At 62.4% G+C, this 23,454-nt stretch carries 20 protein-coding genes, 1 tRNA gene and 1 other RNA gene; 13 read left to right on the top strand and 9 right to left on the bottom strand.

Annotated features, from left to right (window positions below; genetic code table 11):
• Positions 1 to 61: 61 nt before the first annotated feature.
• The 4 genes from AC3EML_RS07420 to ffs all read right to left on the bottom strand — a co-directional run bounded on the left by AC3EML_RS07420 (position 62) and on the right by ffs (position 3,717).
• Complete coding sequence (locus AC3EML_RS07420) at positions 62 to 1,030, bottom strand: cell wall hydrolase (protein WP_023696746.1); 969 nt, start codon at positions 1,028 to 1,030, stop codon at positions 62 to 64.
• 219 nt (positions 1,031 to 1,249) lie between these two features.
• Positions 1,250 to 1,573: a YbaB/EbfC family nucleoid-associated protein gene (locus AC3EML_RS07415; RefSeq protein ID WP_023669519.1), complete on the bottom strand. Its 324-nt coding sequence runs from the start codon at positions 1,571 to 1,573 to the stop codon at positions 1,250 to 1,252.
• A 31-nt stretch (positions 1,574 to 1,604) separates the two neighbouring features.
• Positions 1,605 to 3,416, bottom strand: a complete 1,812-nt coding sequence (locus tag AC3EML_RS07410; protein WP_352496878.1) for a DNA polymerase III subunit gamma/tau — start codon at positions 3,414 to 3,416, stop codon at positions 1,605 to 1,607.
• 204 nt (positions 3,417 to 3,620) lie between these two features.
• An RNA gene (gene ffs / locus AC3EML_RS07405) (signal recognition particle sRNA small type) lies at positions 3,621 to 3,717 on the bottom strand.
• 157 nt (positions 3,718 to 3,874) lie between these two features.
• On the opposite strand from ffs, the gene AC3EML_RS07400 reads away from it, so the two are divergent.
• The 3 genes from AC3EML_RS07400 (at position 3,875) to AC3EML_RS07390 (ending at position 5,652) form a co-directional block, all read left to right on the top strand.
• Positions 3,875 to 4,294: an HIT domain-containing protein gene (locus tag AC3EML_RS07400; RefSeq protein WP_023669517.1), complete on the top strand. Its 420-nt coding sequence runs from the start codon at positions 3,875 to 3,877 to the stop codon at positions 4,292 to 4,294.
• A gap of 35 nt (positions 4,295 to 4,329) precedes the next feature.
• The gene (gene nudC / locus AC3EML_RS07395) at positions 4,330 to 5,271 is read left to right on the top strand and encodes an NAD(+) diphosphatase (RefSeq protein ID WP_352521642.1); all 942 of its coding nucleotides are present in this window, start codon (positions 4,330 to 4,332) and stop codon (positions 5,269 to 5,271) included.
• 75 nt (positions 5,272 to 5,346) lie between these two features.
• Complete coding sequence (locus AC3EML_RS07390) at positions 5,347 to 5,652, top strand: Dabb family protein (RefSeq protein WP_023669515.1); 306 nt, start codon at positions 5,347 to 5,349, stop codon at positions 5,650 to 5,652.
• Between the two features lie 7 nt (positions 5,653 to 5,659).
• Here AC3EML_RS07390 and AC3EML_RS07385 read toward each other — a convergent pair whose 3' ends face one another.
• Positions 5,660 to 6,523 (bottom strand): prephenate dehydratase, encoded by an 864-nt coding sequence (locus AC3EML_RS07385; protein ID WP_023682034.1) that lies wholly within the window; start codon positions 6,521 to 6,523, stop codon positions 5,660 to 5,662.
• Positions 6,524 to 6,546: 23 nt separating this feature from the next.
• Positions 6,547 to 7,272: a 3-deoxy-manno-octulosonate cytidylyltransferase gene (locus AC3EML_RS07380; RefSeq protein ID WP_023669513.1), complete on the bottom strand. Its 726-nt coding sequence runs from the start codon at positions 7,270 to 7,272 to the stop codon at positions 6,547 to 6,549.
• A gap of 193 nt (positions 7,273 to 7,465) precedes the next feature.
• Here AC3EML_RS07380 and AC3EML_RS07375 point away from each other — a divergent pair, with 193 nt between their 5' ends.
• From AC3EML_RS07375 to AC3EML_RS07345, 7 genes are all read left to right on the top strand, one after another.
• Positions 7,466 to 8,131, top strand: a complete 666-nt coding sequence (locus AC3EML_RS07375) for a c-type cytochrome (protein WP_023669512.1) — start codon at positions 7,466 to 7,468, stop codon at positions 8,129 to 8,131.
• A gap of 151 nt (positions 8,132 to 8,282) precedes the next feature.
• A complete protein-coding gene (locus tag AC3EML_RS07370) occupies positions 8,283 to 10,160 on the top strand; it encodes an extracellular solute-binding protein (RefSeq protein ID WP_023725788.1) in 1,878 nt (625 codons plus the stop codon).
• Positions 10,160 to 12,028 (top strand): extracellular solute-binding protein, encoded by a 1,869-nt coding sequence (locus AC3EML_RS07365; protein WP_023712586.1) that lies wholly within the window; start codon positions 10,160 to 10,162, stop codon positions 12,026 to 12,028. The genes AC3EML_RS07370 and AC3EML_RS07365 overlap by 1 nt, the downstream gene beginning before the upstream one ends.
• Positions 12,029 to 12,202: 174 nt before the next feature.
• The gene (locus AC3EML_RS07360) at positions 12,203 to 13,300 is read left to right on the top strand and encodes a microcin C ABC transporter permease YejB (protein ID WP_023712587.1); all 1,098 of its coding nucleotides are present in this window, start codon (positions 12,203 to 12,205) and stop codon (positions 13,298 to 13,300) included.
• Positions 13,300 to 14,439: an ABC transporter permease gene (locus AC3EML_RS07355; protein ID WP_023682037.1), complete on the top strand. Its 1,140-nt coding sequence runs from the start codon at positions 13,300 to 13,302 to the stop codon at positions 14,437 to 14,439. Before AC3EML_RS07360 ends, AC3EML_RS07355 begins: the two co-directional genes overlap by 1 nt.
• Complete coding sequence (locus AC3EML_RS07350; RefSeq protein ID WP_352521641.1) at positions 14,436 to 16,067, top strand: ABC transporter ATP-binding protein; 1,632 nt, start codon at positions 14,436 to 14,438, stop codon at positions 16,065 to 16,067. Before AC3EML_RS07355 ends, AC3EML_RS07350 begins: the two co-directional genes overlap by 4 nt.
• A gap of 19 nt (positions 16,068 to 16,086) precedes the next feature.
• Positions 16,087 to 17,028, top strand: a complete 942-nt coding sequence (locus AC3EML_RS07345; RefSeq protein WP_023682039.1) for a 2-hydroxyacid dehydrogenase — start codon at positions 16,087 to 16,089, stop codon at positions 17,026 to 17,028.
• 12 nt (positions 17,029 to 17,040) lie between these two features.
• Here AC3EML_RS07345 and AC3EML_RS07340 read toward each other — a convergent pair whose 3' ends face one another.
• Positions 17,041 to 17,397 (bottom strand): hypothetical protein, encoded by a 357-nt coding sequence (locus AC3EML_RS07340; protein WP_352521640.1) that lies wholly within the window; start codon positions 17,395 to 17,397, stop codon positions 17,041 to 17,043.
• 104 nt (positions 17,398 to 17,501) lie between these two features.
• Entirely contained in the window at positions 17,502 to 18,434 is a 933-nt protein-coding gene (locus tag AC3EML_RS07335; RefSeq protein ID WP_352521639.1) for a class I SAM-dependent DNA methyltransferase, read from the bottom strand.
• Between the two features lie 105 nt (positions 18,435 to 18,539).
• On the opposite strand from AC3EML_RS07335, the gene AC3EML_RS07330 reads away from it, so the two are divergent.
• Both AC3EML_RS07330 and AC3EML_RS07325 read left to right on the top strand, forming a co-directional pair.
• A complete protein-coding gene (locus AC3EML_RS07330) occupies positions 18,540 to 19,550 on the top strand; it encodes a ligase-associated DNA damage response exonuclease (RefSeq protein WP_023731394.1) in 1,011 nt (336 codons plus the stop codon).
• Between the two features lie 244 nt (positions 19,551 to 19,794).
• Positions 19,795 to 21,393: a cisplatin damage response ATP-dependent DNA ligase gene (locus AC3EML_RS07325; RefSeq protein WP_352521638.1), complete on the top strand. Its 1,599-nt coding sequence runs from the start codon at positions 19,795 to 19,797 to the stop codon at positions 21,391 to 21,393.
• Between the two features lie 7 nt (positions 21,394 to 21,400).
• Here the strand turns inward: AC3EML_RS07325 and AC3EML_RS07320 are convergent, their stop codons facing one another.
• On the bottom strand, positions 21,401 to 22,624 hold the full coding sequence (locus AC3EML_RS07320; protein ID WP_352521637.1) for a hypothetical protein: 1,224 nt from the start codon (positions 22,622 to 22,624) through the stop codon (positions 21,401 to 21,403).
• A 351-nt stretch (positions 22,625 to 22,975) separates the two neighbouring features.
• Between AC3EML_RS07320 and AC3EML_RS07315 the strand changes: the two genes are divergently transcribed.
• Positions 22,976 to 23,051, top strand: a tRNA-Thr gene (locus AC3EML_RS07315).
• The last annotated feature ends 403 nt before the right edge of the window (positions 23,052 to 23,454 follow it).

Raw genomic sequence — 23,454 nt, 5'->3', positions numbered from 1 at the left:
ATGCCGCATACGCACCGAGCCCGCCATGCTGCCATGGCGGGCTTGGAAACTGTTTTTGGCGTCAGTAAGCTGACGCTGGCCGGGTCTGGTCGATAATCATCGCGCCGATAGCGTCGGTATTCTCAGGCGTCGACTGGAAGCCCATCGACGCTTCCTGCGTTGCCGATGGAACCGAGGTGATGTGGCGGGCGTTCAGCGTGCCGCCGAAACGCGAGGCATCGGGCTCGGCCATCGGCTCCTGCATCGCCACCTCCGTCTGCTTGGCGGCGACGCGGGCGCTCTTGGCGGGCGCCGCGGAAGCCGTCACATAGGTCTGCTCGGCCGGGGCACGTGTCGCCTTGGCTGCGCGAACCGCCGCGGCCTGCTTGGCAGGATCTGGACGGACAATGGTCTTCACCACCGGCTCGGCGTAGGCAACCTGCACCGGCGCTTCAGGCACAGGCGCGCGCGGCTGCGCCGAGGCAACCATGGTCGTGGATTCATCCGGCAGCGGCTGCCAGTTGCGACCGCGCTTCTCGTAGAAGGCGTTGCCGCCGGCAACCATGGTGTAATGCATGTTCTTGTAGGGGAACCTCAGGCCGGCGGTGTGGAAGTACATCGTGTTTTTCAGCTTGGCCTTGCGCTCGCCCTTGAGCACCGCATCGGCGGCCTCCTCGACATCGGGCATCGCTTTCGAATTCATCGCCCGCGTCATCACGCCGGGCGCGAACTGGCCCGGTTCGCCAACCACTTGGCAAATGGTGCTGCCATGATTGCCGGAGCGCAGCCGGTTCATCACCACCGTGCCGACGGCGATCATGCCGTCACGGCTCGAGCGGTTGGACTCGAAGAACATCGCCCGCTCCAGACATTCCTTCTCCTTCGGCGTGTTGCGGTAGGCGCGCGTCGAAAGGAAGCTGGGCGTGATGGCGTCGGTCAGACTGGCGACCGACAGGCCGTGCGAAGACGTGGTCTGGCTGCAACCGGCCAGGAACATAGGGGAGAAGATGATGCCGAGCAGAAGCGGCGTCTTCCATCGCGTCGCGATCAACAAAAATGCCTCATTGTCCAGATGCCAGCCCGCCCCGAGATGTGGCAAGAATGAGAACTCTTAAAGGCAAAAAGATGGCTAAAGGATTAGCTTTCGTGCAGCATAGGTAAAACTTTATAAATGCCCGGATATGTCCGCGTGAGCAAAGCCGGAGAAAGTCTTAACAACAGCCTCCGCAGCCGATTTCCCTTCATAATCAATTAACTGGTTGGAGCCGGCTCAGAACGGCAATTTCATTCCGGGCGGGATCGGCAAGCCTGCCGTCAGCGCCTTGGTCTTCTCCTGCATAATCTGCTCGACCTTATTTTTGGCGTCATTGTGAGCGGCCAGCAGCAGGTCTTCGAGAATCTCGACCTCGTCCTCCTTGAACAGCGACGGATCGATCTTCAGCGACTTCATTTCGAACTTGCCGGTCAGCGTGACATTGACCAGCCCGCCGCCCGCCTGCCCGCTTGCTTCAATCGTCGCGATCTCGTCCTGCATGGCCTGGAACTTGGCCTGCATTTCCTTCGCCTTGCCCATCAGGCCGAGAAGATCTTTCATGGTCGGGTCCTTTGCGGATTCGTGGCTATGGTCAGGTTTCGTCGTCGTCGGACGGCGGCTCGACCGGCGCTTCGGCCTTGTCGGTGTCGACTTCCGGCGCGTCGGGAATGCGCACGTCGATGATCTTGGCGCCGGGAAAGCGCGCCAGGATGGCGGCCACAGCCGGATCGCTTTTCGCGTCGGAGAAAGCAGTCTCGCGCCTGGTCGATTCCATCTCGGCCAGCGTTTGGCCGCCCTCTTCCTTCGACAATGACACCAGCCAGTTGCGGCCGGTCCAGGCGCGCAGCTTCGTCGTCAAGTCGTTGAGCAGCATCTTGGGCGCATCGGCGGTCAGGCCGACGTCGATACGGCCGGGCTCGATGCGCACCAGGCGAATACAGCTCTTGACCAGCACCTTAAAGGCGATGTCACGCTGCGCGTCGGCAAGAGCGACAATATCGGCCAGCGATTTCAGCGGCGGCGATTGCGGCTCGACGACCGGCTGCGGAGGCGCGACAAAGGCGACCGGGGGCGCGTCGACCAATCGCATGGTTTGCGCACCGGCTGGCCCGGACGGCATCCGGGTCTGCGCTACCGCGCTGGCGCCGCCGCCATTGCCGGCATTTACCGGCGCACCATTCGGGCGTGACGCACCACCGGACGCCGGAGCGCCGCTCTCCAGAGATTTCAGCGCCTCGTCCAGCGTCGGCAGGTCGGCGGCATGCGCCAGCCGGATCAGCACCATCTCGCCGGCGCTGACCGGTCGGTTGGACGACTGCACCTCGGGAATGCCTTTCAAGAGCATCTGCCAGGTTCGCGACAGAACCTTGACCGACAGCGTGCTGGCGAAGTCGGCGCCGCGGCGGCGCTCATCCTCGGACAGGGAAGCGTCGTCGGCAGCCGTCGGCACGAAGCGCAGCCGGGTGACGAGGTGGTTGAATTCGGCCAGATCGGTCAGCACGGCAGCCGGATCGGCGCCGGTGTCGTACTGGTTGCGGAATTCGGCAAGGGCGGCCGCCACATCGCCTTTCATGACATGTTCGAACAGGTCGACGATGCGGGCGCGGTCGGCGAGACCCAGCATGGCGCGCACCGCTTCGGCGCTGACGGCGCCGCCGCCATGGGCGATCGCCTGGTCGAGGATGGAGAGCGAATCGCGGGCCGAGCCTTCGGCGGCGCGCGCGATCATCGCCAGCGCGTCGTCGTCGACCGATATGCCTTCCTTGCCGGCAATCGAGGAGAGGTGCGCGACCAGTGCGCCAGCATCGATGCGTCTCAGGTCGAAACGCTGGCAGCGCGACAGCACGGTGATCGGCACTTTGCGGATTTCGGTGGTGGCAAAGATGAATTTGACGTGCGGCGGCGGCTCTTCCAGCGTCTTCAACAGGCCGTTGAAGGCCTGGGTGGAGAGCATGTGCACTTCGTCGATGATGTAGACTTTGTAGCGCGCCGACACCGGGGCATAGCGCACGCGCTCGATAATGTCCCTGATGTCGTCGATGCCGGTATGCGACGCGGCGTCCATCTCGATGACGTCGACATGGCGGCCTTCCATGATCGCCTGGCAGTGCTCGCCCAGGAGGGCGAGGTCGACCGAGGGATGGTCGACCGTCGGCGTCTTGTAGTTGAGCGCCCGCGCCAGGATGCGCGCCGTCGTGGTCTTACCGACGCCGCGCACGCCGGTCAGCATCCAGGCCTGGGCGATGCGGCCTGTGGAGAAAGCGTTGGTCAAAGTGCGGACCATCGGCTCCTGGCCGATCAGTTCGGAGAAATTCGACGGACGATATTTGCGCGCCAGCACGCGATAGGCGACGGCCTTTTGCTTCTCCAGGTTTTCGGGGTCCGAATTTCCGGCTTCGCTCATTCGCCCGTAAAGCTCCAAAAGGCCGCGTCTCAGCGTAGCCGATTCCTGCTAGATCGTTTCACCGTTTTCTGAAACGGCAAACCGCTCTACCCTTTGCTTTAACGCAATTCCGGACGGGAAACCGCTCACACTTTCCCTGGAATTGCTCCAATAGTCTCGCCCGCGCTGCAATGCGTCGTCAATGTCGCGAGAGGGGCCGATGAGGTGGGAGGCTGGAACAATGACCCGTTCCGGGCTCGTTAGGGCTGCTTCCTTCCGGACCTGACCCGGTTGGCGAGTGGATCGTCCACCACCAACCTCCCGCGTTCCATATCGGCAATTCAGCGATCAAATGCAAGGGTGCATTGAGAATCGGATGCCCGTGAACTCCGCCGCTCAATGAATCGCTTGCAGCCCCCGTGCAGCCGCTCTAGCGTGATGAGTTTGGGAATAATGCGAGAAGCGCAAGGGAAACGCCAATGCTACCGGGCCTCAAGGCCGGATTCACGCTCGACTCCAGGCTGGAGGCGGATAGCGAGCAGCTGATGTGGCTCGGCCTGTGCGAGCTCAGGGTGATGAACGATAGCCGCTGGCCATGGCTGGTCCTGGTGCCGCAGCGGCCGGGGGCCGAAGAAATCCACGACATGACGCCGCTCGACCAGGCGATGTTGACCTTCGAAACCAACATGGTGGCGCAGGCGCTGAAAAGAACCACGAGCTGCACCAAGATCAACACCGGCGCGCTCGGCAACATCGTTCGGCAATTGCATGTCCACGTCATCGCCCGCTCGGAAGGCGATCCGGGCTGGCCGGGGCCGGTGTGGGGGCACGGCATGCGCGAGCCCTATGAGCGTTCAGGCATCCGCCAGTTTGCGCAACAGATCAAGGCGGCGCTATAAGCCGCCTGTGTCCATCCCTAGACGTTCGAGCTTCCATGACCCTTCGCCTTTTTGACGCGCCCTTGCGCGAACCGAGCCAGTTCGTCGGCTTCGCCGGAAACACGATTGATCGGCAATCCGAGAACCGCGCCGACGATTCCGTCGAAAGGGCGTTGGCCGATCCCTCGGCACGTCTTCTGCCGATGCATGGCGGACGGCTGTATCTGAAATTGCACGATGGCAGCTTCGACCCTTGGTTCGATCTGGCTGAGAGCCAGAAGCTGCAGCCATCACTCGCACAAGGCGTGCTGCTTGGCTTTGCCGAGAGCGGCCCGGTACTTGCCGTGTCGGTCGGCCTCGATCCCGAACAGCTGCCGGAGACCATGAAGGCGATCGATTTTCGCTCGGTCTATATGCAGGGGCTGATCGACGAGGCGGCAGCGGGCGCGCTGGCGCAAGGCGCCGCCCTGCTTGCCTGGCATGCCACCCATCGCTTCTGCAGCAAATGCGGCCATGAATCGCAAATGCGGGCCGGCGGCTACAAGCGCCATTGCCCAAATTGCGGCACCGAGCACTTTCCACGCACCGATCCGGTGGCGATTATGCTGACGGCGACGCGGGAAAAATGCCTGCTCGGCCGCGGCCGGCATTTCGGGCCCGGCATGTACTCGGCGCTTGCCGGCTTCATCGAGCCGGGCGAGACGATCGAGGCGGCGGTGCGCCGCGAAACGCTGGAGGAAGCCGGCATCCGGCTCGGCCGCGTTGTCTACCATGCCAGCCAACCCTGGCCGTTCCCCTATTCGCTGATGATCGGCTGTTTCGGCGAACCGCTCAGTGACGACATCCAGGCCGATCTCAACGAGTTGGAAGATTGCCGCTGGTTTTTTCGCGACGAGGTGCGTTCCATGCTGGAGAGGACGCACAAGGACAATCTGGTCACGCCGCCGAAAGGCGCGATCGCGCATCATCTGATCCGCGCCTGGGTCGACAGCGAATAAGACTTGTTATTTTACGCAATTCCGGACGGAAAACCGCTTCACACTTTTCCTGGAATTGCTTAACGGGAGCAAAAAATGATCCGTCACACCGTGGTTTTCACCCTGAAGCACCCGCAGTACTCGCTGGAGGAAAAGCGGTTCCTCTCCGATGCCAAGCGCATTCTCAGCGCAATCAAGGGCGTCACCCATTTCGAGCCGCTGCGGCAAGTCAGCCCGAAGAACGACTATCACTTCGGCTTCTCGATGGAGTTCGTCGATCAGGCCGCCTACACCAGATATAACGAGCATCCCGACCACGTTGCCTTCGTGCGCGACCGCTGGATCCCGGAAGTCGAAACCTTCATGGAAATCGACTATGTGCCGCTGACCCTGCTGGTTTAGGGGAACCTTAGTCCGCGACCTTCCACTGCTCGCGCGACTCGCTGGCGGGATAGACACCCAGAATGCGCACTTCGCGCGAGAAGAAGCGCAGTTCGTCCAGCGCCAGCTTGACCAGTGGATCGTCGGGATGGCCCTCGATATCGGCGTAGAACAGCGTCGCGGTGAAGGCGCCCAACTGATAGCTCTCCAGCTTCGTCATGTTGACGCCGTTGGTGGCGAAACCGCCCATTGCCTTGTAGAGCGCAGCCGGCACGTTGCGGACACGGAACATGAAGGTCGTCATCATCTTGGTGTCGGCCGAGGGCCGTTCGGCCAATCGCTTGTCCTTGGTCAGCACGACAAAGCGGGTGACATTCGAATCCGTGTCCTCGACGTTCTTCTCGATGATGTCGAGGCCGTAGAGTTCTGCGGCTAGCGCCGGGGCGAGCGAGGCCATGGTGCGGTCCTTGAGCTCCGAGACCAGCTTCGCAGAGCCCGCCGTGTCGCCGGCGATCACCGGCTTCCAACCGTTCTTGCGGATGTATTTGCGGCACTGTCCCAGCGCATGGATATGGCTGTGCACGGTCTTGATCTCTTCGCGTTTGACGCCTGGCAGCACCATCAGCTGGAAGTGGATCGGCAGAAAATACTCGCCGACGATGTGGAGTTTCGATTCCGGCAAGAGATGATGAATGTCGGCGACGCGGCCGGCGATGGTGTTTTCGATCGGGATCATGGCGAGGTCGGCCTTGTTGGTCTCGACCGCGTTGAAGGCATCCTCGAAGGTGGGGCACGGCAACGGCTCCATCGAAGGGAACATGTTGCGGCTGGCGGTGTCGGAATTGGCGCCCGGTTCGCCTTGGAAGGCTATTCTGTTGGTCTTGTCAGGCATGCCGATATCTCAGGTTGAAGGTCTCAGGAAAGAATTTGTCGGGCGCGTTCGAGGTCTTCCGGCGTGTCGACGCCCAGCGGCAGCGATTGCACGATCTCGGCATCGATGCGCATACCGGCCTCCACCGCCCGCAACTGCTCCAGCCGCTCGCGCCGTTCGAGCGGCGAAGGTTTTAGCGCGACGAAGCGTTCGAGGGCTGAGCGCCGATAGGCGTAGAGGCCGACATGGTGATAGAGCGGCCCCTCGCCCCAGGGCGCGGTGGCGCGGGTGAAATAGAGCGCCTTCAGCCGCGTCGCCGACAACGGCGAACCGACGATCTTGACGACGTTGGGGTTGGCCTTTTCCTCGTCGCGGACGATCTCGACGCCGAGCGTGGCGATGTCGACCGCAGCGTCCTCGAACGGTTTCAGCGCCGCACCGATGATCTTGGGATCGATGGTCGGCAGGTCGCCCTGCACATTGACGATGGTTTCGACCTTGCGATCGGGGTCGAGGGCGGTCAGCGCCTCGAAGATACGGTCGGAACCGGATTCGTGGTCGGTGCGCGTCATCACCGCCTCGAAACCGTGCGCGCGCACCGCTTCGGCCACGTTGCGCGTGTCGGTTGCCACCACTACCCGGCCAAGCCCAGCCTCAGCGGCGCGGCGGGCGACATGGACGATCATCGGCGCGCCGGCTATGTCGGCCAGCGGCTTGCCCGGCAGGCGCGTCGAGGCCATGCGGGCCGGGATCAGGATGAGCGTGGACATCGAGGTTGCAAGGCGTTCGAAAGAGGATGGGGAAAGTGGCAAAAGGTCTCACTGGAAGCGCCCTTATAGGTGTTGCAACGCCCAAGCAAAAGACCTAGTTTCCGCCCGATTTGACCGGCTCGACGGGGTGGGTCACGATACCGACGGACGGAGTGGACGGAGAGGTCCGCCGGAAAAGGGAGCCCTGGGGCGTATGGATTCCAACGAAGTCAACAAACTGCTCGCCGGGTTGCTTGGAACCTGTTTCGTCGTCTTCTCGGTCGGTTTGGTGTCCGACGCCCTGTTTGCCTCGCCGGCGCCGGAAAAACCCGGCTTTGCCATCGAGGCGACGGAGCCTGCCGAAGGCGGCGCCGCCGGACCCGCAGCAGAGGCGAAGCCGATCGCCGACCTTTTGGCCACCGCCAATGTCGAGCAAGGTGCGGCCGTCTTTAAGAAATGCCAGGCCTGCCATTCCGGCGAAAAAGGCGGCCCCAACAAGGTCGGCCCGGATCTCTGGGACATCGTCGACCGCCCCGTCGCCGAGCATGAGGGCTTTGCCTATTCGGCCGGCATGAAGGAGTTTTCCAAGGGCGGCGCCGAGAAGTGGACCTATGACAATCTCAACCACTTCATCACCTCGCCGAAGAAATTCGTGAAGGGCACGGCGATGGGCTTTGCCGGCCTGCCGAAGGACGAGGACCGCGCCAACGTCATTGCCTATCTGCGCACGCTGTCGGATAGCCCGAAGCCGCTGCCGACGCCAGGTGCCGCCGCCGATGCAACGGCGCCGGCCAAGCCGGCCGAGGGTGCCGCTCCGGCCAAGCCGGCTGAAGGTGCAGCTCCAGCCCCTGCGACGCCGGCACCGGCGCCCGCCAAATAACCGAATTGTCATCTCCATGACCTCAAAAAAGCCGGGTTCAGCCCGGCTTTTTGTTAGGAAAATCGCATATGCGGCGACAAAGCCGCCGCATGGCGGTTTTCACCGGCGTCAAATCATTTAGGATTGCCGGGCATCGCGACGAGGAGAACGCATGACGGTTGGCCGAACGCTTCTGAGGTCCTTTCTGGTTGTGGGCGCCCTCGCAGGCGGCCTGCAGGCATCCTTCCCCCAGGAATGGCACACCACCTCTTCGCTGATCGGCCCCTCCAAATATGGCGAGAACTTCCAGCGCTACGATTATGTGAATCCGGATGCACCGAAGGGCGGTACCTACAATTCGGTCGTTTCCGGCACGTTCGACAGCTTCAATCCCTACGTCGTGCAGGGCTCGCCGGCGGCCGGCCTGCAGCCATTTGGCGGCGGCCTGCTCTACGACACGCTCATGGATCAAGCGACTGACGAAGGCAGCGTCAGCCACCCGCTCATCGCCGATGCCTACAAGTACCCTACCGACTATTCCTCGGCCACCTACCGGCTCGACCCACGGGCGAAATGGCATGACGGACAGCCGATCACCACTGACGACGTGATCTGGTCGTTCCAGGTGCTGAAGGCCAACAGCCCGATGTACAGCCGCTATTTCGAAAACGTCACCGACGCCGTCGCTGTCTCGGACCGTGAGGTCGAGTTCCACTTCGACCAGAAGGGCAATCGCGAACTGCCCAAGATCCTCGGCGACCTTGTCGTGCTGCCCAAGCATTGGTGGGAAGGCACCGACGACAATGGCAAGAAGCGCGACATCACCAAGGGGACGCTGGAGCCGCCGCTGGGCTCGGCTGCATACAAGATCGCCAGCTTCAAGGCGGGGTCGGAAATCGTCTGGCAGCGCGTCCCCGACTATTGGGGCGCCAAGCTGGCTGTGAAGATCGGCCGGGAGAATTTCGACACGCAGCACTTCACCTACATTCTTGACGACAACGCCTCCTGGGAGGCGTTCAAGAAAGGTGGCCTCGACGATATCAAGCCGGAAAACAGCTCGAAGCGCTGGGCGACATTTTATGATTTCGCGGCGATCAAGGCCGGCGATGTGATCAAGCAGGAGTTCAAGACCACCTCGCCCGAGCCGATGCAGGCTTTCATGCTCAACCAGAGACATAGGTTGTTTGCCGATCGTCTGGTCAGGGCCGCGCTCACCTACCCGTTCGATTTCGAATCGATGAACCGCACGCTGTTCTTCGGTTTCAACACTCGCACCCACAGCTATTTCCAGGGCACGGACCTAGCCTCTAGCGGCTTGCCGCAAGGCAAGGAATTGGAGATCCTGGAGAAGTACCGCGACAAGCTGCCGCCGGAAGTATTCACCCAGGAATTCAAGTTGCCGGTCTACGATTCGCCGCAGGCGGAGCGCAAATATCTGAAGCAGGCGGTCGACCTGTTCGCCCAGGCCGGCTGGGTGATCAAGGGCGGCAAGATGGTCAACGCCAAGACCGGCGAGCCATTCAAGTTTGAAATCCTAGGCTCGAATGAAACCGACCAGGTCATTTCCAGCCCCTGGATCGCCAATCTGCGCAAGATCGGCGTCGATGCGACACTGCGCATCGTCGACCCGAGCCAGTACACCAACCGCGTCAGAAATTTCGATTACGACGTCATCACAGGACAGCTCCAACAGTCGGAATCGCCCGGCAACGAGCAGCGCGATTTTTGGAGCTCCAAGTCCGCCGGCACACCGGCATCGCGCAATTATTCCGGCATCAAGAACCCGGTCGTTGACGCCCTTGTCGACCGCATCATTTTTGCCACGGATCGCGATGACCTCGTCGCCACCACCCATGCGCTCGATCGCGTGCTGCTGTGGAATTACTATGTGGTGCCGCAATACTATCGCGCCGTTGTGTGGCTGGCTTACTGGAACAAGTTCGGCATTCCGGAAAAGCAGCCCGGCTACCGTGGCGCCGATATCGATTCCTGGTGGATCGATGCGGACAAGGAAAAGGCCCTGGCCGCCAAGTACAAGGGCAGCAATTGATGGCGGGGCTCCCTCGCCGCGATTTCCTGGCCCTCAGTGGCGCCGCGGCTGTTGCTGCGCTGCTGCCGGGCAAGGCTTTCGCCGCCAGCCCAACCCGCGTGAAACTGCATGGACTGTCGGCTTTCGGCGACCTCAAATACAAGCCGGACTTCACTCATTTCGACTATGTCAATGTCGATGCGCCGCAAGGTGGCGTCTTCAACTTCCTGCCGCGCAACTGGCTTGCCAACCAGACGCCGCTGACCTTCAACACGCTGAATTCGTTCGTCCCCAAAGGCGATTCGCCCCAGCGCACGGAGATGTGCTTCGATTCACTGATGGTGAGAGCGTACGACGAACCTGACGCCGTTTACGGGCTGATCGCTGACGGCGTGACGATTTCCGACGACCGCAACGACTTCACCTTCTCGCTGCGCCCGCAGGCCCGCTTCCATGACAGCACGCCATTGACCGCAGAGGATGCCGCCTTCACCTTCAAGCTGCTCAAGGACAAGGGGCACCCGTACTATTCCCTGCCGCTAACGCATCTGGATGACGGGATTGCCGTGGATGCCCACACGCTGCAGCTTAGGTTTTCCGGCAAGCAGACAAGCCGCACCATCCTCAACGTCGTCGAGTTCCCGGTCCTGTCGAAGGCGTTCTACACGACCAACCCGTTCGATTCCTCGCAGATGAACCCGCCGTTGGGGTCAGCCGCCTACAAGGTCGGTCGCTGGTCGGCAGGGGCCTGGATCGAATATGAGCGTGTGGCTGATTATTGGGGCAACGACCTGCCGGTCAATCGCGGCCAGAACAATTTTCAGCGGATTCGCGTTGAGTTCTATCAGGACCGTAGCGTTGCCTTCGAAGCGTTCAAGAAGGGAGAAATCCTCTACAGGGAGGAATTCACCTCGCGCGTCTGGGCGACCGGCTACGACTTCCCAGCCTTCACTGCCGGCAAGGTGGTGAAGCACGAATTCCCGGCCGAAACGGTGCCTTCGATGCAGGGCACCGCCGTCAACCAGCGGCGCGAGCAGTTTCGCGACTCGCGCGTGCGGCAGGCGATCGGGCTGTGCTTCGACTTCGAATGGACGCGGCGCAATTTCTTCTACGGTTCCTATGAGCGCTCGCAATCCTGCTTCGAGAAATCCGAATTTCGCGCCGAGGGCAGACCGTCGCCACAAGAATTGGCTCTTCTTGAGCCGCTGCGTGAGCAGATTCCCGCCGAGGCTTTTGGCGAAGCCGTGATCCAGGACGCGTCGAACGGCTCCGGCCGCGACCGGCAGTTGCTTGGCAAGGCGGCCAAGCTTCTGGCCGAGGCCGGCTGGAAACGGTCCGGCAATTTCGTCGTGAACGACAAGGGTGGTCGGTTGTCCGCAGAGTTTCTTGTCGACGACGAAGTCTTCGAGCAGGTCTACTCGCCCTGGGTCGAAAACATGAAGGCGGTCGGCATCGATGCCTCGATCCGGCTGGTGGATGCCGCGCAATATCAGCTGCGGCAGAATTCGTTCGACTACGACCTCGTCTCGGTCGCGGCCTCGTTTCCGGCGACGCCAACCCGTGATGACCTCGAAACCATTTTCCATTCGCGAGCAGCTACCGTATCGGGCTCTCGCAATCTGCCGGGAACGTCGAGCCCGGCCATCGACGCCCTGGTTGACGCCGCAGGTGCCGCCGAGGGTCGCGAAAGCCTGACAATTGCCATGCGCGCGCTCGACCGGGTCTTGCGTGCACGGAGGGATTGGATTCCAAGTTGGTTCCTGGCGAATCATCGAAGCGCCTATTGGGACATGTTCGGTTTTCCCGAGCGGAAACCCGATTTCGACTTCCCGGTCGAAGCGCTGTGGTGGGTCGACAAGGGCAAGGCGGCAAAAATTGGCAAAGGGTAGGCTGTTGCGCGGCACTTTACCCTCCCCCTCGTGGGGAGGGTCGGTGAGCACTTCGTGCGCAGCGCGAATGGCGAACCGGGGTGGGGGTGTGACGGCGTACGCCGGATCGAGACTACCCCCACCCCGCTCCGCTTCGCGGATCGACCCTCCCCACAAGGGGGAGGGTGAAAGCTGATGGGCGCCTACATACTGCGCCGTATCCTGCTGATGATACCGACCCTGTTCGGCATCATGGCTGTTGCTTTCGTCGTCACTCAATTCGCACCGGGTGGACCGGTCGAGCAGGTCATCGCCAGCCTGACCAACCAGGGCGGCAGCGACCGCCTCGGCAGCGGCGGCGGCGATGCAGGAGGCGGCGGCAATTTCGATGTGGCCGGCGATGTCGGTTCGAAGTACCGCGGCGCGCAAGGGCTCGATCCTGAATTCATCAAGAAGCTGGAAAAGCAGTTCGGCTTCGACAAACCACCGCTCGAACGCTTCGGCATGATGCTGTGGAACTATGTCCGCTTCGATTTCGGCGACAGCTATTTCCGTGACATCTCGGTGCTCGATCTGATCCTGGAAAAGATGCCGGTGTCGATCTCGCTTGGGCTGTGGATCACGCTGTTGTCCTATCTGATCTCGATTCCCCTTGGCATCCGCAAGGCGGTCAAGGACGGCTCCGCCTTCGACGTCTGGACCAGCGGCGTGATCATCGTCGGCTATGCCATACCGGCCTTCCTGTTCGGCATATTGCTGATGGTGCTGTTCGCGGGCGGCTCCTTCTGGGACTGGTTCCCACTGCGCGGCATCGTCTCCGACAATTGGGACCAATTGTCGTGGCCTGACAAGATCGTCGATTATTTCTGGCACATGACCTTGCCGCTGACGGCGCTGGTGCTGTCGGCCTTCGCGACGACGACGCTGCTGACCAAGAACTCCTTCCTGGAAGAGATACGCAAACAGTATGTGGTGACGGCCCGTGCCAAGGGCCTGTCGGAGCGGCGGGTGCTTTACGGACATGTGTTCCGCAACGCAATGCTGATCGTCATTGCCGGCTTTCCAGCGGCCTTCATCTCGGCCTTTTTCACCGGCTCGCTTTTGATCGAGAACATCTTTTCCCTCGACGGTCTCGGGCTGCTCGGTTTCAGGTCCGTGTTGGCGCGCGACTATCCGGTCGTGTTCGCCAACCTCTATATATTTTCGCTACTTGGCCTGTTCGTGACGCTGTTGTCCGACCTGATCTACACATGGGTCGATCCGCGCATCGATTTCGAGCGGAGAGACGTCTGATGACGCAGGCTGCAGCCGAGATCACACCGACAAGGATCGCCCGCCCCTGGCTGTCGCCGCTCAACAAGCGGCGCTGGCAGAACTTCAAGGCCAACAGGCGCGGCTACTGGTCGTTGTGGATATTCCTCGCTCTGTTCGTGCTGTCGCTGTTTGCCGAACTGATCGCCAACGACAGACCGATCGTCGCCTACTACAAAGGCGAGATCCTGTTCCCGGTGGCGGTCGCCTACCCCGAGGAAAAATTCGGCGGCTTCTACGCCGTCACCGACTATCGCGACCCGGTCATCCGCGACGAGATCAACGCCAATGGCTGGATGATCTGGCCGCCAATCCGCTATTCCTACCGCACCGTCAACAATGCGATCCCCGACGCCGCTCCCGCAAAACCGTCATGGGAATACGACGCGCAGAGGCGATGCAGCCAATATCCGCAAGGCGCTGCCGATCCTGACTGCATTGTCGGCAACTGGAACTGGCTGGGTACCGACGACCAGGCGCGCGACGTGCTGGCGCGCATCATCTACGGGTTCAGGATTTCCGTGCTGTTCGGGTTGATCCTGACCGCGGGTTCGTCGGTTATCGGCGTCGCCGCCGGCGCGCTGCAAGGGTATTTCGGCGGCTGGACCGACCTTCTCTTTCAACGCTTCATAGAAATCTGGTCGGCGATACCGCTGCTGTATCTGCTGCTGATCGTCGCTGCCATCCTGCCGCCGGGCTTCTTCATCCTGCTCGGGCTGATGCTGCTGTTCTCCTGGACGTCGCTTGTCAGCGTGGTGCGCGCCGAATTCCTGCGCGCGCGCAACTTCGAATATGTCAACGCGGCCCGCGCGCTTGGTGTGTCCAACCGCACCATCATGCTGCGCCATCTTCTGCCTAATGCCATGGTGGCGACGCTGACCTTCATGCCTTTCCTGGTCAGCGCCTCGATCTCGACACTGACCTCGCTCGACTATCTCGGCTTCGGCCTGCCGCCCGGCACCGCGTCGCTCGGCGAACTGCTAAAACAGGCGCAGAGTAACCTCAATGCCCCCTGGCTCGGTATATCGGGCTTCATCGTCATCTCGCTGATGCTGTCGCTGTTGGTGTTCATCGGTGAAGCAACGCGCGATGCTTTCGACCCGCGCAAGGCGTTCCGATGAGCAGCGAACTCCTGCTCTCCGTCCGCGATCTCAGCGTTGCCTTCACCCAAGGCGGCAACGAGTCGACCGCCGTCGACCACATCTCCTTCGATCTCGCCAAGGGCGAGACGGTGGCGCTTGTGGGCGAATCCGGTTCCGGCAAATCGGTCTCGGCGCTGTCGGTGCTGAAGCTTCTGCCCTACCCGACGGCCAGCCATCCCTCGGGCAAGATCCTGTTCCAGGGCGCCGACCTTTTGGCGATGAACGAAAAGCAGTTGCGCAGCGTGCGCGGCAACAAGATCACCATGATCTTCCAGGAGCCGATGACTTCGCTCAATCCGCTGCACACGATCGAGCAGCAGATCGTCGAGATCCTGGCGCTGCATCAGGGCATGGGCGACCGCCAGGCCAAGGCGCGCACGCTGGCGCTGCTCAACGAGGTCGGCATTCGCGAACCGGAAAAGCGGCTCGACGCCTATCCGCACCAATTGTCCGGCGGCCAGCGGCAGCGCGTCATGATCGCCATGGCGCTGGCCAACGAACCGGAACTGCTGATCGCCGACGAACCGACGACGGCGCTCGACGTCACCGTGCAGGCGCAGATCCTCGAATTGCTGGCGGAGTTGAAGAGCCGTAAGGGCATGTCGATGCTGTTCATCACCCATGATCTCGGCATTGTCAGAAAGATCGCCGACCGCGTCTGCGTGATGACCAAAGGCAAGATCGTCGAGACCGGGCCGACCAAGGACATCTTCGCCAACCCGCAGCACGCTTATACCAAGCACCTCCTCGCCGCCGAGCCGAAAGGCAAGCCGCCGGCCGCCAACGACGCCGCCAAACCGGTTATGACCGGCAAGGACATCAAGGTTTGGTTCCCGATCAAAAAGGGTTTCTTTCGCACCACCGTCGACAATGTGAAGGCTGTTGACGGCATCGACGTCACCGTACGCGCCGGCCAGACGCTAGGCGTCGTCGGCGAATCCGGCTCCGGCAAGACGACGCTCGGGCTGGCGCTGGCGCGGATGATCTCATCGACCGGCACCATCCAGTTCAACGGCAGCGACATCAACCAGCTTTCCTTCAACGCCATGCGGCCGCTGCGCCGCGAGTTGCAGATCGTTTTCCAGGACCCGTTCGGCTCGCTCAGCCCGCGCATGTCGGTCTCGGAGATCATCGAGGAAGGCTTGAAGATCCACGAGCCGAAGCTGTCGCCCGACCAACGCGACGACAAGGTCGTCGCCGTGCTGAAGGAGGTCGGGCTCGATCCGGCGACCAGGAACCGCTATCCGCATGAATTCTCCGGCGGCCAGCGCCAGCGCGTCGCCATTGCGCGCGCCATGGTGCTCAATCCACGCTTCGTCATGCTGGACGAACCGACCTCGGCGCTCGACATGAGCGTGCAGGCGCAAGTGGTCGACCTCTTACGCAATCTGCAGGCCAGGCACGACCTTGCCTATCTGTTCATCAGCCACGATCTGAAAGTCATTCGCGCCCTTGCCAATGACGTCATCGTCATGCGCAATGGCAAGATCGTCGAAGCCGGCCCTTCCGAACAGATTTTCGAGCGGCCGCAGACCGACTATACGAAGGCGCTGATCTCGGCCGCGTTCAAGATCGAGACGGCGCCGGTCGGTATCGTCAGCGAATAACAGGGAATACAATCCGCAAATGGAAAAAGGCAAAATCCTGCTTGCCGTCACCGGCTTTCATCCGCAGCGCTGGCGCGAGCTGCTGTCGGCCGAGCGCGAAGTGGTGCTGGAGCCGGACGGTGCCTCTGACCCGTCGATCACCTATGCGGTGGTGTGGAAGCAGAAGCCGAACCTCTTGAAATCGCTGCCGAATCTACGCGCAATCTTCTCGATCGGCGCCGGCGTCGACCATATCTTCGCCGATCCCGGCCTGCCCGATGTGCCGATCGTCAAAGTCGTAGCCGACAACCTCACCCAATACATGACCGAATATGTCGTCTGGCGGGTGCTCGACCATCATCGCCAGGGCATGCTCTATCGTGCCCAGCAGCCGAAGAAGACCTGGCACGAACCGCCGCAGCGGCCGGCCGGCGACATCTCGGTCGGCATTATGGGGCTCGGCAATCTCGGCCGCGCCGCGGCGTCGGTGCTGTTGTCGCTCGGCTTTGCCGTCAACGGCTGGTCGCGCAGCGACAAGGCCATGAAAGGCGTTGCGACCTATGCCGGAGAGGCCGGGCTGATCCCCTTCCTCAACGCCACCGACATACTGGTGGTGCTGCTGCCGCTGACGCCGGATACGCACGGCATCATCAATTACGGCGTGCTGAAGGAATTGCGCAAGCGCAACGGCCTCGGCGGCTCGGTGCTGATCAATGCCGGGCGCGGCCGGCTGCAGAAGGACGCCGACATATTGCGCGCGCTGGGCGACGGCACGCTGAAGGAGGCGAGCCTCGACGTGTTCGAGGTCGAGCCGCTGCCGAAGACCAGTCCGCTATGGAGTCACCCGAAAGTGTTCGTGACGCCGCACGCGGCGGCGACCTCCGACCCTGTCCACCTGGCGCCGAGCATGTTGCGGCAGATGGATGCCTTCGAGCGCGGCGAAAAGCTTGATAACGTGGTCGACCGCAAGGCGGGGTACTGAGGAAGTCCAGGTTCAGCTCGGCAGACTGAACTTCTTCTGCTTGTTGGGCGTGCCGCAGTCGCGGCGGACGATCGAGCGGTTCATGGCATCGATCTGGCCGCTTGCCAGGTCGGTGTCGCGCTTGCTTTTGGAGCGCATATCCGGCGTGAACGGGCCGAAGCCCATCGCCGGATTGGAGAAGCTCGGCTTGGCGTCCGTCGACAGATGGTATTGCTGCGCCAGTTCGTTGCGCTGCGCCAGCAACTGGTCGCAAGGCACATTGTCATATTGCAGCGACGATTGTACGTCCTGGTCCTGCCGCTCCGACATCGAGCTGCTGCAGCCGCCCATCGCTAGGCAGGACGCCAAGACCATCATGTTCCAGCGCATGTGTTCCTCCTCAATGCCTGCCGAGGGCTTTTCTCGGCTTGTATCCTACCTGATGCCGCGCCAGCCGCAAAAATCCTATTCACGTTTTCGAACAAGACGAGACATCAACCCTTGGACGAGGGCACCGCCAGCGCGGCAAGCCCGCCGACCGGCTGGCGGCGATCCCAGCGGATGACGGTCGGCTGCATCGACAGCACCGACAGGCCGTTTGCGGCAAGCACCCGCTCGACATAGGCTTGAGAATGGGCGTAGCGACGAGACGGCTGCAGCGCAAAACCGGCGTCGCCGCCCGCCCCGCCCTTGGCTGGCGTTTCGACGGAAAAGGCAAACAGGCCATTGGTGGCCAGAATGCCGGCTACGGTCTTCACCACGCGATCGAGCGCGCCGACATAGATGAACACGTCGGCCGCCACCACCAGATCGGCTTTCGGTCCGGCATAGGCGAAATCCTGCAGATCGGCCTTGGCGAGCAGATCGTAGACGCCTTTGGCGCGGGCCTTTTTCAGCATGGCGGCGGAGATGTCGTAGCCCTCCAGCCGTTCGGCGACCGGCCGCAGTTTCTCGCCCATCAGACCGGTGCCGCAACCAAAGTCGAGCGCCAGCGAAAAGCGGCCCGCCCTTGCCGCTCGAATGGCGCGATCGAGAAACTCCGGCAGCCGGTAGCCGAGCTTGCCGACCAGCGAATCTTCGAAAGTTTCGGCATAGTGGTCGAACAGCGTTTCGACGAAGGCGCTGGGTGGCGCCGCGGCAGCCGGCGCCTTGCCGATGAGTTGCAGCTTCAGCGCAGCGCCAAGGCGATCCGCCGGGTCGAGTTTCAGCGCCGTCGCCCATGCTTGAGCCGCCACGTCGAGCCGCTCGGCCGTCTCCTGCATCTCGCCAAGACGGAACCAGCCCGCCGCCCATTGCGGCGCCAGTTCCAGCGCGCCGAGCAGCAGCTCCGCCGCTGCCGCGTGCTCGCCCGAGCCGAAAAGCATCTCGGCATAGTCGGCGCGACGGTCGGCGGTCAGGTCGCCGGACGAGATTTTCAGCGGTTGCATGGCGATGGCCCCGCCGGCTGATGCGGCCGGTGGCTGGCTGTAGGCCGAGTCAGCAGTCTCTTGCAACAGGCTTCCCGCGCTGGAATTAGCCACTATCTTGACTGGATGCGCGCCAGCGACCTGCTCCATCCCCGGCCTGAAGGCCTTTATTGCCCATGCGGCGATTTCTTCATCGACCCGGTGCGGCCAGTCAACCGGGCGTTGATCACGCATGGCCATTCCGACCATGCCCGATCCGGCCATCGTTCGGTGCTGGCGACGCAGCAGACGCTCGACATTATGGGGTTGCGTTATGGCGAGGATTTTGCCGGGACAACGCAAGCGGCCGTGCTTGGCGAAGCGATGGCGCTGAACGATGTCAGCGTCACCTTCCATCCGGCCGGCCATGTGCTGGGCTCGGCGCAGATCGCGGTCGAGCACAAGGGCAGGCGCATCGTCGCCTCCGGCGACTACAAGCGCCAGAAGGACGCGACCTGCGCACCGTTCGAACCGGTCCAATGCGATGTGTTCATCACCGAGGCGACCTTCGGCCTGCCGGTGTTTCACCATCCGCCCGACACGGAGGAGATCGCCCGGCTGCTCAAATCGGCGGCGCAGTTTCCCGAGCGATCGCATCTGGTCGGCGCCTATGCGCTGGGCAAGGCACAGCGGGTGATGCGGCTGCTGCGCGATGCCGGTTATGACAGACCGATCTATATCCACGGCGCGCTGGCCAAGCTCAGCGAATATTACCAGAGCCAGGGCATCGACCTCGGCACGCTGGAGCCGGCAACCGTCGACAGCGGCGGCAAGCAGGATTTCACCGGGGCCATCGTTGTCGGCCCTCCATCGGCCTTCGCCGACCGCTGGGCGCGGCGCTTTCCCGACCCGATCTCATGCTTCGCCTCGGGCTGGATGCGCATCCGCCAGCGTGCCAAGCAAGGCGGCGTCGAACTGCCGCTGATCATTTCCGACCACGCCGACTGGGACGAACTGACCGCCACCGTCAAGGAGACGGGCGCCGGCGAAATCTGGGTGACGCATGGCCGTGAGGAAGCGCTGGTGCGCTGGTGCGAGCTGGAAGGCATCGCCGCCAGGCCACTGCACCTGGTGGGATATGAGGACGAGGGCGATTGATGGTGATTTTTGATCCAGAAATCGCCGGCGCGGCGATCCTTCCCACCCCCCTCTGGCCTGCCGGCCATCTCCCCCGCAAGGGGGGAGATCAGATGTCACCTCCGCTTTCGCCAATCGCCAACCTCGCAAGATGGGCGGCAAGATCAAGGCTGCCAATCTCCCCCCTTGCGGGGGAGATGTCCAGCAGGACAGAGGGGGGTGTGCCAGAACGCAAACCTCTGCCGTCAACGCGGTCCTTGCATCCATGAACCGCTTTGCCGAACTCCTCGACCGCTTGGTGCTGACGCCGTCGCGCAATGGCAAGCTGACGCTGCTCGTCGACTATTTCCGCAGCGTCGAGGACCCCGACCGCGGGCTGGCGCTGGCGGCGATCACCGGCGACCTCAACATTGCGGCGGTCAAGCCGGCGATGCTGCGCACGCTGGTCACCGAGCGCATGGATCCGGTGCTGTTCGGCTATTCCTACGACTATGTCGGCGACCTCGCTGAAACCGTGTCGCTGGTCTGGCCGCAAACGCCGGGACATATCCCCAACCGGGAGCCGACGCTTGGCGACGTCGTGACGAAGCTGCAGGCGGCGAGCCGCTCGGACGGACCCAAGGTGCTGGCCGGGCTGCTCGACAGCGCCGGCATTTCGGCGCGCTTTGCCATCATCAAGCTGGTCACCGGCGGCTTGCGCATCGGCGTTTCGGCGCGGCTGGCCAAACAGGCGCTGGCCGATTTCGGCAAGGTCGATGTCGCCGAGATCGAGGAGCTGTGGCACGGGCTGACGCCGCCCTATATCTCGCTGTTCGCGTGGCTGGAAGGCAAGGCCGAGAAGCCGAAGCGGACCGCACTTGCCCTGTTCAGTCCGGTGATGCTGTCGAACCCGGTCGGCGACGGCGACCTCGAAAAGCTCGATCCGGCCGCCTATGCCGCGGAATGGAAATGGGACGGCATCCGCGTTCAGGCGGTGTGCGAGGGCGGCGTGCGCCGGCTCTATTCGCGCACCGGCGACGATGTGTCCGGCGCATTCCCCGATCTCGCCCAGGCAATGGATTTTTCCGCCGCGCTCGACGGCGAATTGCTGGTCGGCGAGCCCGCGGCGACCGGCACGTTTTCGGACCTGCAACAGCGGCTCAATCGCAAGAGCGTGGCCCCGAAGATACAGCAGCAATACCCGGCCTTCATGCGCTGCTACGATGCGCTGCAGATCAACCGCGAAGATTTGCGCGCGCTACCTTTCCGCGAGCGGCGGGCCCGTCTTGAGGCCTTCATCACAACGCTGGACCCGCACCGTTTCGATCTGTCGCCATTCGTCGAATTCCGGGATTGGCAAACGCTGGAGGAACTGCGCCGCGCGCCGCCGCACCCAATCATCGAAGGCGTGATGCTGAAGCGCTGGGATTCGCCCTATCTCGCGGGACGGCCGAAAGGCCCGTGGTTCAAGTGGAAGCGCGATCCGCACACGGTCGATGCTGTGCTGATGTATGCGCAGCGCGGCCATGGCAAGCGGTCGAGCTTTTATTCCGACTATACGTTCGGCGTCTGGTCGGGGCCGGAAGGCGCGGAGGAATTGGTGCCGGTCGGCAAGGCCTATTTCGGCTTCACCGACGAGGAGTTGAAGCAGATCGACAAATTTGTCCGCGACAATACGGTCGAGCGTTTCGGCCCGGTGCGCTCGGTGCGCGCCGACCGCAGCCAAGGCCTGGTGCTGGAGGTGGCGTTCGAAGGTCTCAACCGTTCGACCCGCCACAAATCCGGCGTTGCGATGCGATTTCCCCGCATCTCACGGCTGCGCTGGGACAAGCCGACCGCCGAAGCCGACCGCATCGAGACGCTGCAGGCGCTGCTTGATCGCTAGGCGGCGCTTACGGTTCGATCGAAACGCGGATCTCGTAGATGTCGACCGCCTTGCCCTGCTTGTCGAAGTCGGAGTTGATGGCGATGCTGCCGGCCGCGCCCGGGGGCTTGTCGGGGAATTTCACGTCGAACAGATATTCGTTACGCTGCTGGCCGACCGCATAGCGCTTGCGGCCGCAGTCGCCGAGATCGCCGAAATTGCAGTCGACGGAGATCTGCGTGTCCTTGCCGTCCTCGGCGCGGGCGACGATGTCGAACACGGCATGTTTGCCGGCAAGCTTCTCCAGCACGCCCTGCCCGACATCGAAGCTGATGGCCGAGCCGGAAGCACCGGAGCGGATGCGCAGGAAGGAGCCGGTGTCGTCCTGCACGACATCGGCCTTGGCGTCGGACGGGGTCGCCACATGCGTTGGATCGGTGGGTGTAAACACGTTGATCCAGTCGCGCGTCTGTTCGGCGACACCAGGCTGCTGCGGCGCGCCAGGCTGCTGCGGCTCAGTTGTATCGGCAGGCGGCGTGAAGTCGTCATCGTCGACGGTCGGCGGCGCTTCGGGCGGCGCCGTGTCGAGCTGCGCCGGCGTCTTGAAGACCCCGGTCTGCACGGCGAAATAGAGGCCGATGCCGGCGGCGGCGAGCAACGTCACGCCAAAGAAGATCGCCGTCAGCGGCAGGCGGCGGCCCCTTATCCGCCTTTCATCGCGATCAGGCGCCACTTCCGCCGCGGCCTCGGCCGGCTCGGAATCGGCCATATCGATCGCCGGGGCGCCGGGCAGCGTGGCGTCAGGCATGATGTCGGGGACGACCGGCAGCACGCGCGAACGCGGCGCGTCGGATGCCTCGGGCTGAACCGGTTCATCAACGACGATCGCCGGCGACGGTCCGGCCGCGACACCTGTCGGGGCATCGACCGCGGGCGCTTCGGCGGCGCCCTGTACGGCGTCTTGCGGCTGCGCAACGCGTTGCGTCAGCGCGGTATCTTGTGTCTGCGCAGCGCTCTGCGTCGGCGCGGCGACATCGGGGACCGCGGGCAGGAATTCGGATTCGATCTCGGCGATCTTTTCCTGCACCGCCTTACGGCGCTTGATGGCGGCTTCCACCGTCACGCCGGGATTGGCCTGGAGCACGCGGTCGAGCGCCGCGAAAGCCGACCGATAGACCCGCTCGCGAAATGCCCGGTCCTCGGCGTTGCCTTTCTCGAAGGCGTTGCGGATCGCTTTTTCGATCGCGTCCAAGCGAATTCCCCTGTCCGTTCGCTTACATTGCCATGATCGTTAGCCGCAGGCGACCAATCAATCAACGGGCGAGCGCCCGCATTCTGCCTTACAGGCCTGTTCAACGCTCATTTCGATGCCTTTTAGCAATAAAATCAGTCCGTTTGCCGCCTTGCCGGGCGATTTGCGCGCAGTCCGGCGCGACGTCTCCGCGTAATCGAAAAAGCAAACGAGGCGATGGCTTATTCCGCGCCAATGGAAAATGACGGGACGAATTGCCGGATCCAGCCTTGAAATCACGGTTGCCCATCTTGAATTAGCGGCCGGTTGAGTCTATCACCCAGCCGATCCTGGAGGCTTCGCGCTTCCTGGGCCGCTTTAGCTCAGTTGGTAGAGCACATCATTCGTAATGATGGGGTCAGGTGTTCGAGTCACCTAAGCGGCACCAGTTCTCCATCCGACGCAAGCGTGACGGCAGGTGCAAGGCTAATGCACGTCACTCCCTACGCCAACACCGGCACTTCCTGTCTGCCTCGTCGACATGCGCCATATGGCCGCCGCCACAGGATTGCGTCGTCAGACGCTTGACCATCGACTATGCTGCATCGCGCAAGATCGACAGCCTAGAGAACCCGACAATACAAGCATAATTTATAAGATACAAAACCACTATCTTAGAATAATCTTCGTCAATTTTGACCTATATCAGACACTCCGGATTATAGTTGTGTAATTAAACCGTGCCTTTCTGACATGGTACTACTGCTCATGCAGCATTGCGGACGTGAAAAACCCTCAGCGACGCAACGCACTCGCAAATCATACCCATTTTTAGCACTAACTCACACAAA

This window comes from Mesorhizobium sp. P170090 (genome assembly GCF_057786115.1).
Note: the sequence above shows the minus strand (reverse complement) of the source record. Positions and strands in the feature narration are given on the sequence as shown.

What these genes read in the sequence shown, in the direction of transcription:
- AC3EML_RS07350 (WP_352521641.1), top strand. Translation starts at nt 14,436, where the DNA reads ATGAGCAGCGAACTCCTGCTCTCCGTCCGCGATCTCAGCGTTGCCTTC.
- AC3EML_RS07370 (WP_023725788.1), top strand. Translation starts at nt 8,283, where the DNA reads ATGACGGTTGGCCGAACGCTTCTGAGGTCCTTTCTGGTTGTGGGCGCC.
- AC3EML_RS07380 (WP_023669513.1), bottom strand. Translation starts at nt 7,272, where the DNA reads ATGTCCACGCTCATCCTGATCCCGGCCCGCATGGCCTCGACGCGCCTG.
- AC3EML_RS07415 (WP_023669519.1), bottom strand. Translation starts at nt 1,573, where the DNA reads ATGAAAGATCTTCTCGGCCTGATGGGCAAGGCGAAGGAAATGCAGGCC.
- AC3EML_RS07325 (WP_352521638.1), top strand. Translation starts at nt 19,795, where the DNA reads ATGAACCGCTTTGCCGAACTCCTCGACCGCTTGGTGCTGACGCCGTCG.
- AC3EML_RS07410 (WP_352496878.1), bottom strand. Translation starts at nt 3,416, where the DNA reads ATGAGCGAAGCCGGAAATTCGGACCCCGAAAACCTGGAGAAGCAAAAG.
- AC3EML_RS07375 (WP_023669512.1), top strand. Translation starts at nt 7,466, where the DNA reads ATGGATTCCAACGAAGTCAACAAACTGCTCGCCGGGTTGCTTGGAACC.
- AC3EML_RS07340 (WP_352521640.1), bottom strand. Translation starts at nt 17,397, where the DNA reads ATGCGCTGGAACATGATGGTCTTGGCGTCCTGCCTAGCGATGGGCGGC.
- AC3EML_RS07385 (WP_023682034.1), bottom strand. Translation starts at nt 6,523, where the DNA reads ATGCCTGACAAGACCAACAGAATAGCCTTCCAAGGCGAACCGGGCGCC.
- AC3EML_RS07365 (WP_023712586.1), top strand. Translation starts at nt 10,160, where the DNA reads ATGGCGGGGCTCCCTCGCCGCGATTTCCTGGCCCTCAGTGGCGCCGCG.
- AC3EML_RS07355 (WP_023682037.1), top strand. Translation starts at nt 13,300, where the DNA reads ATGACGCAGGCTGCAGCCGAGATCACACCGACAAGGATCGCCCGCCCC.
- AC3EML_RS07400 (WP_023669517.1), top strand. Translation starts at nt 3,875, where the DNA reads ATGCTACCGGGCCTCAAGGCCGGATTCACGCTCGACTCCAGGCTGGAG.
- AC3EML_RS07335 (WP_352521639.1), bottom strand. Translation starts at nt 18,434, where the DNA reads ATGCAACCGCTGAAAATCTCGTCCGGCGACCTGACCGCCGACCGTCGC.
- AC3EML_RS07360 (WP_023712587.1), top strand. Translation starts at nt 12,203, where the DNA reads ATGGGCGCCTACATACTGCGCCGTATCCTGCTGATGATACCGACCCTG.
- AC3EML_RS07390 (WP_023669515.1), top strand. Translation starts at nt 5,347, where the DNA reads ATGATCCGTCACACCGTGGTTTTCACCCTGAAGCACCCGCAGTACTCG.
- AC3EML_RS07330 (WP_023731394.1), top strand. Translation starts at nt 18,540, where the DNA reads ATGCGCGCCAGCGACCTGCTCCATCCCCGGCCTGAAGGCCTTTATTGC.
- AC3EML_RS07345 (WP_023682039.1), top strand. Translation starts at nt 16,087, where the DNA reads ATGGAAAAAGGCAAAATCCTGCTTGCCGTCACCGGCTTTCATCCGCAG.
- nudC (WP_352521642.1), top strand. Translation starts at nt 4,330, where the DNA reads ATGACCCTTCGCCTTTTTGACGCGCCCTTGCGCGAACCGAGCCAGTTC.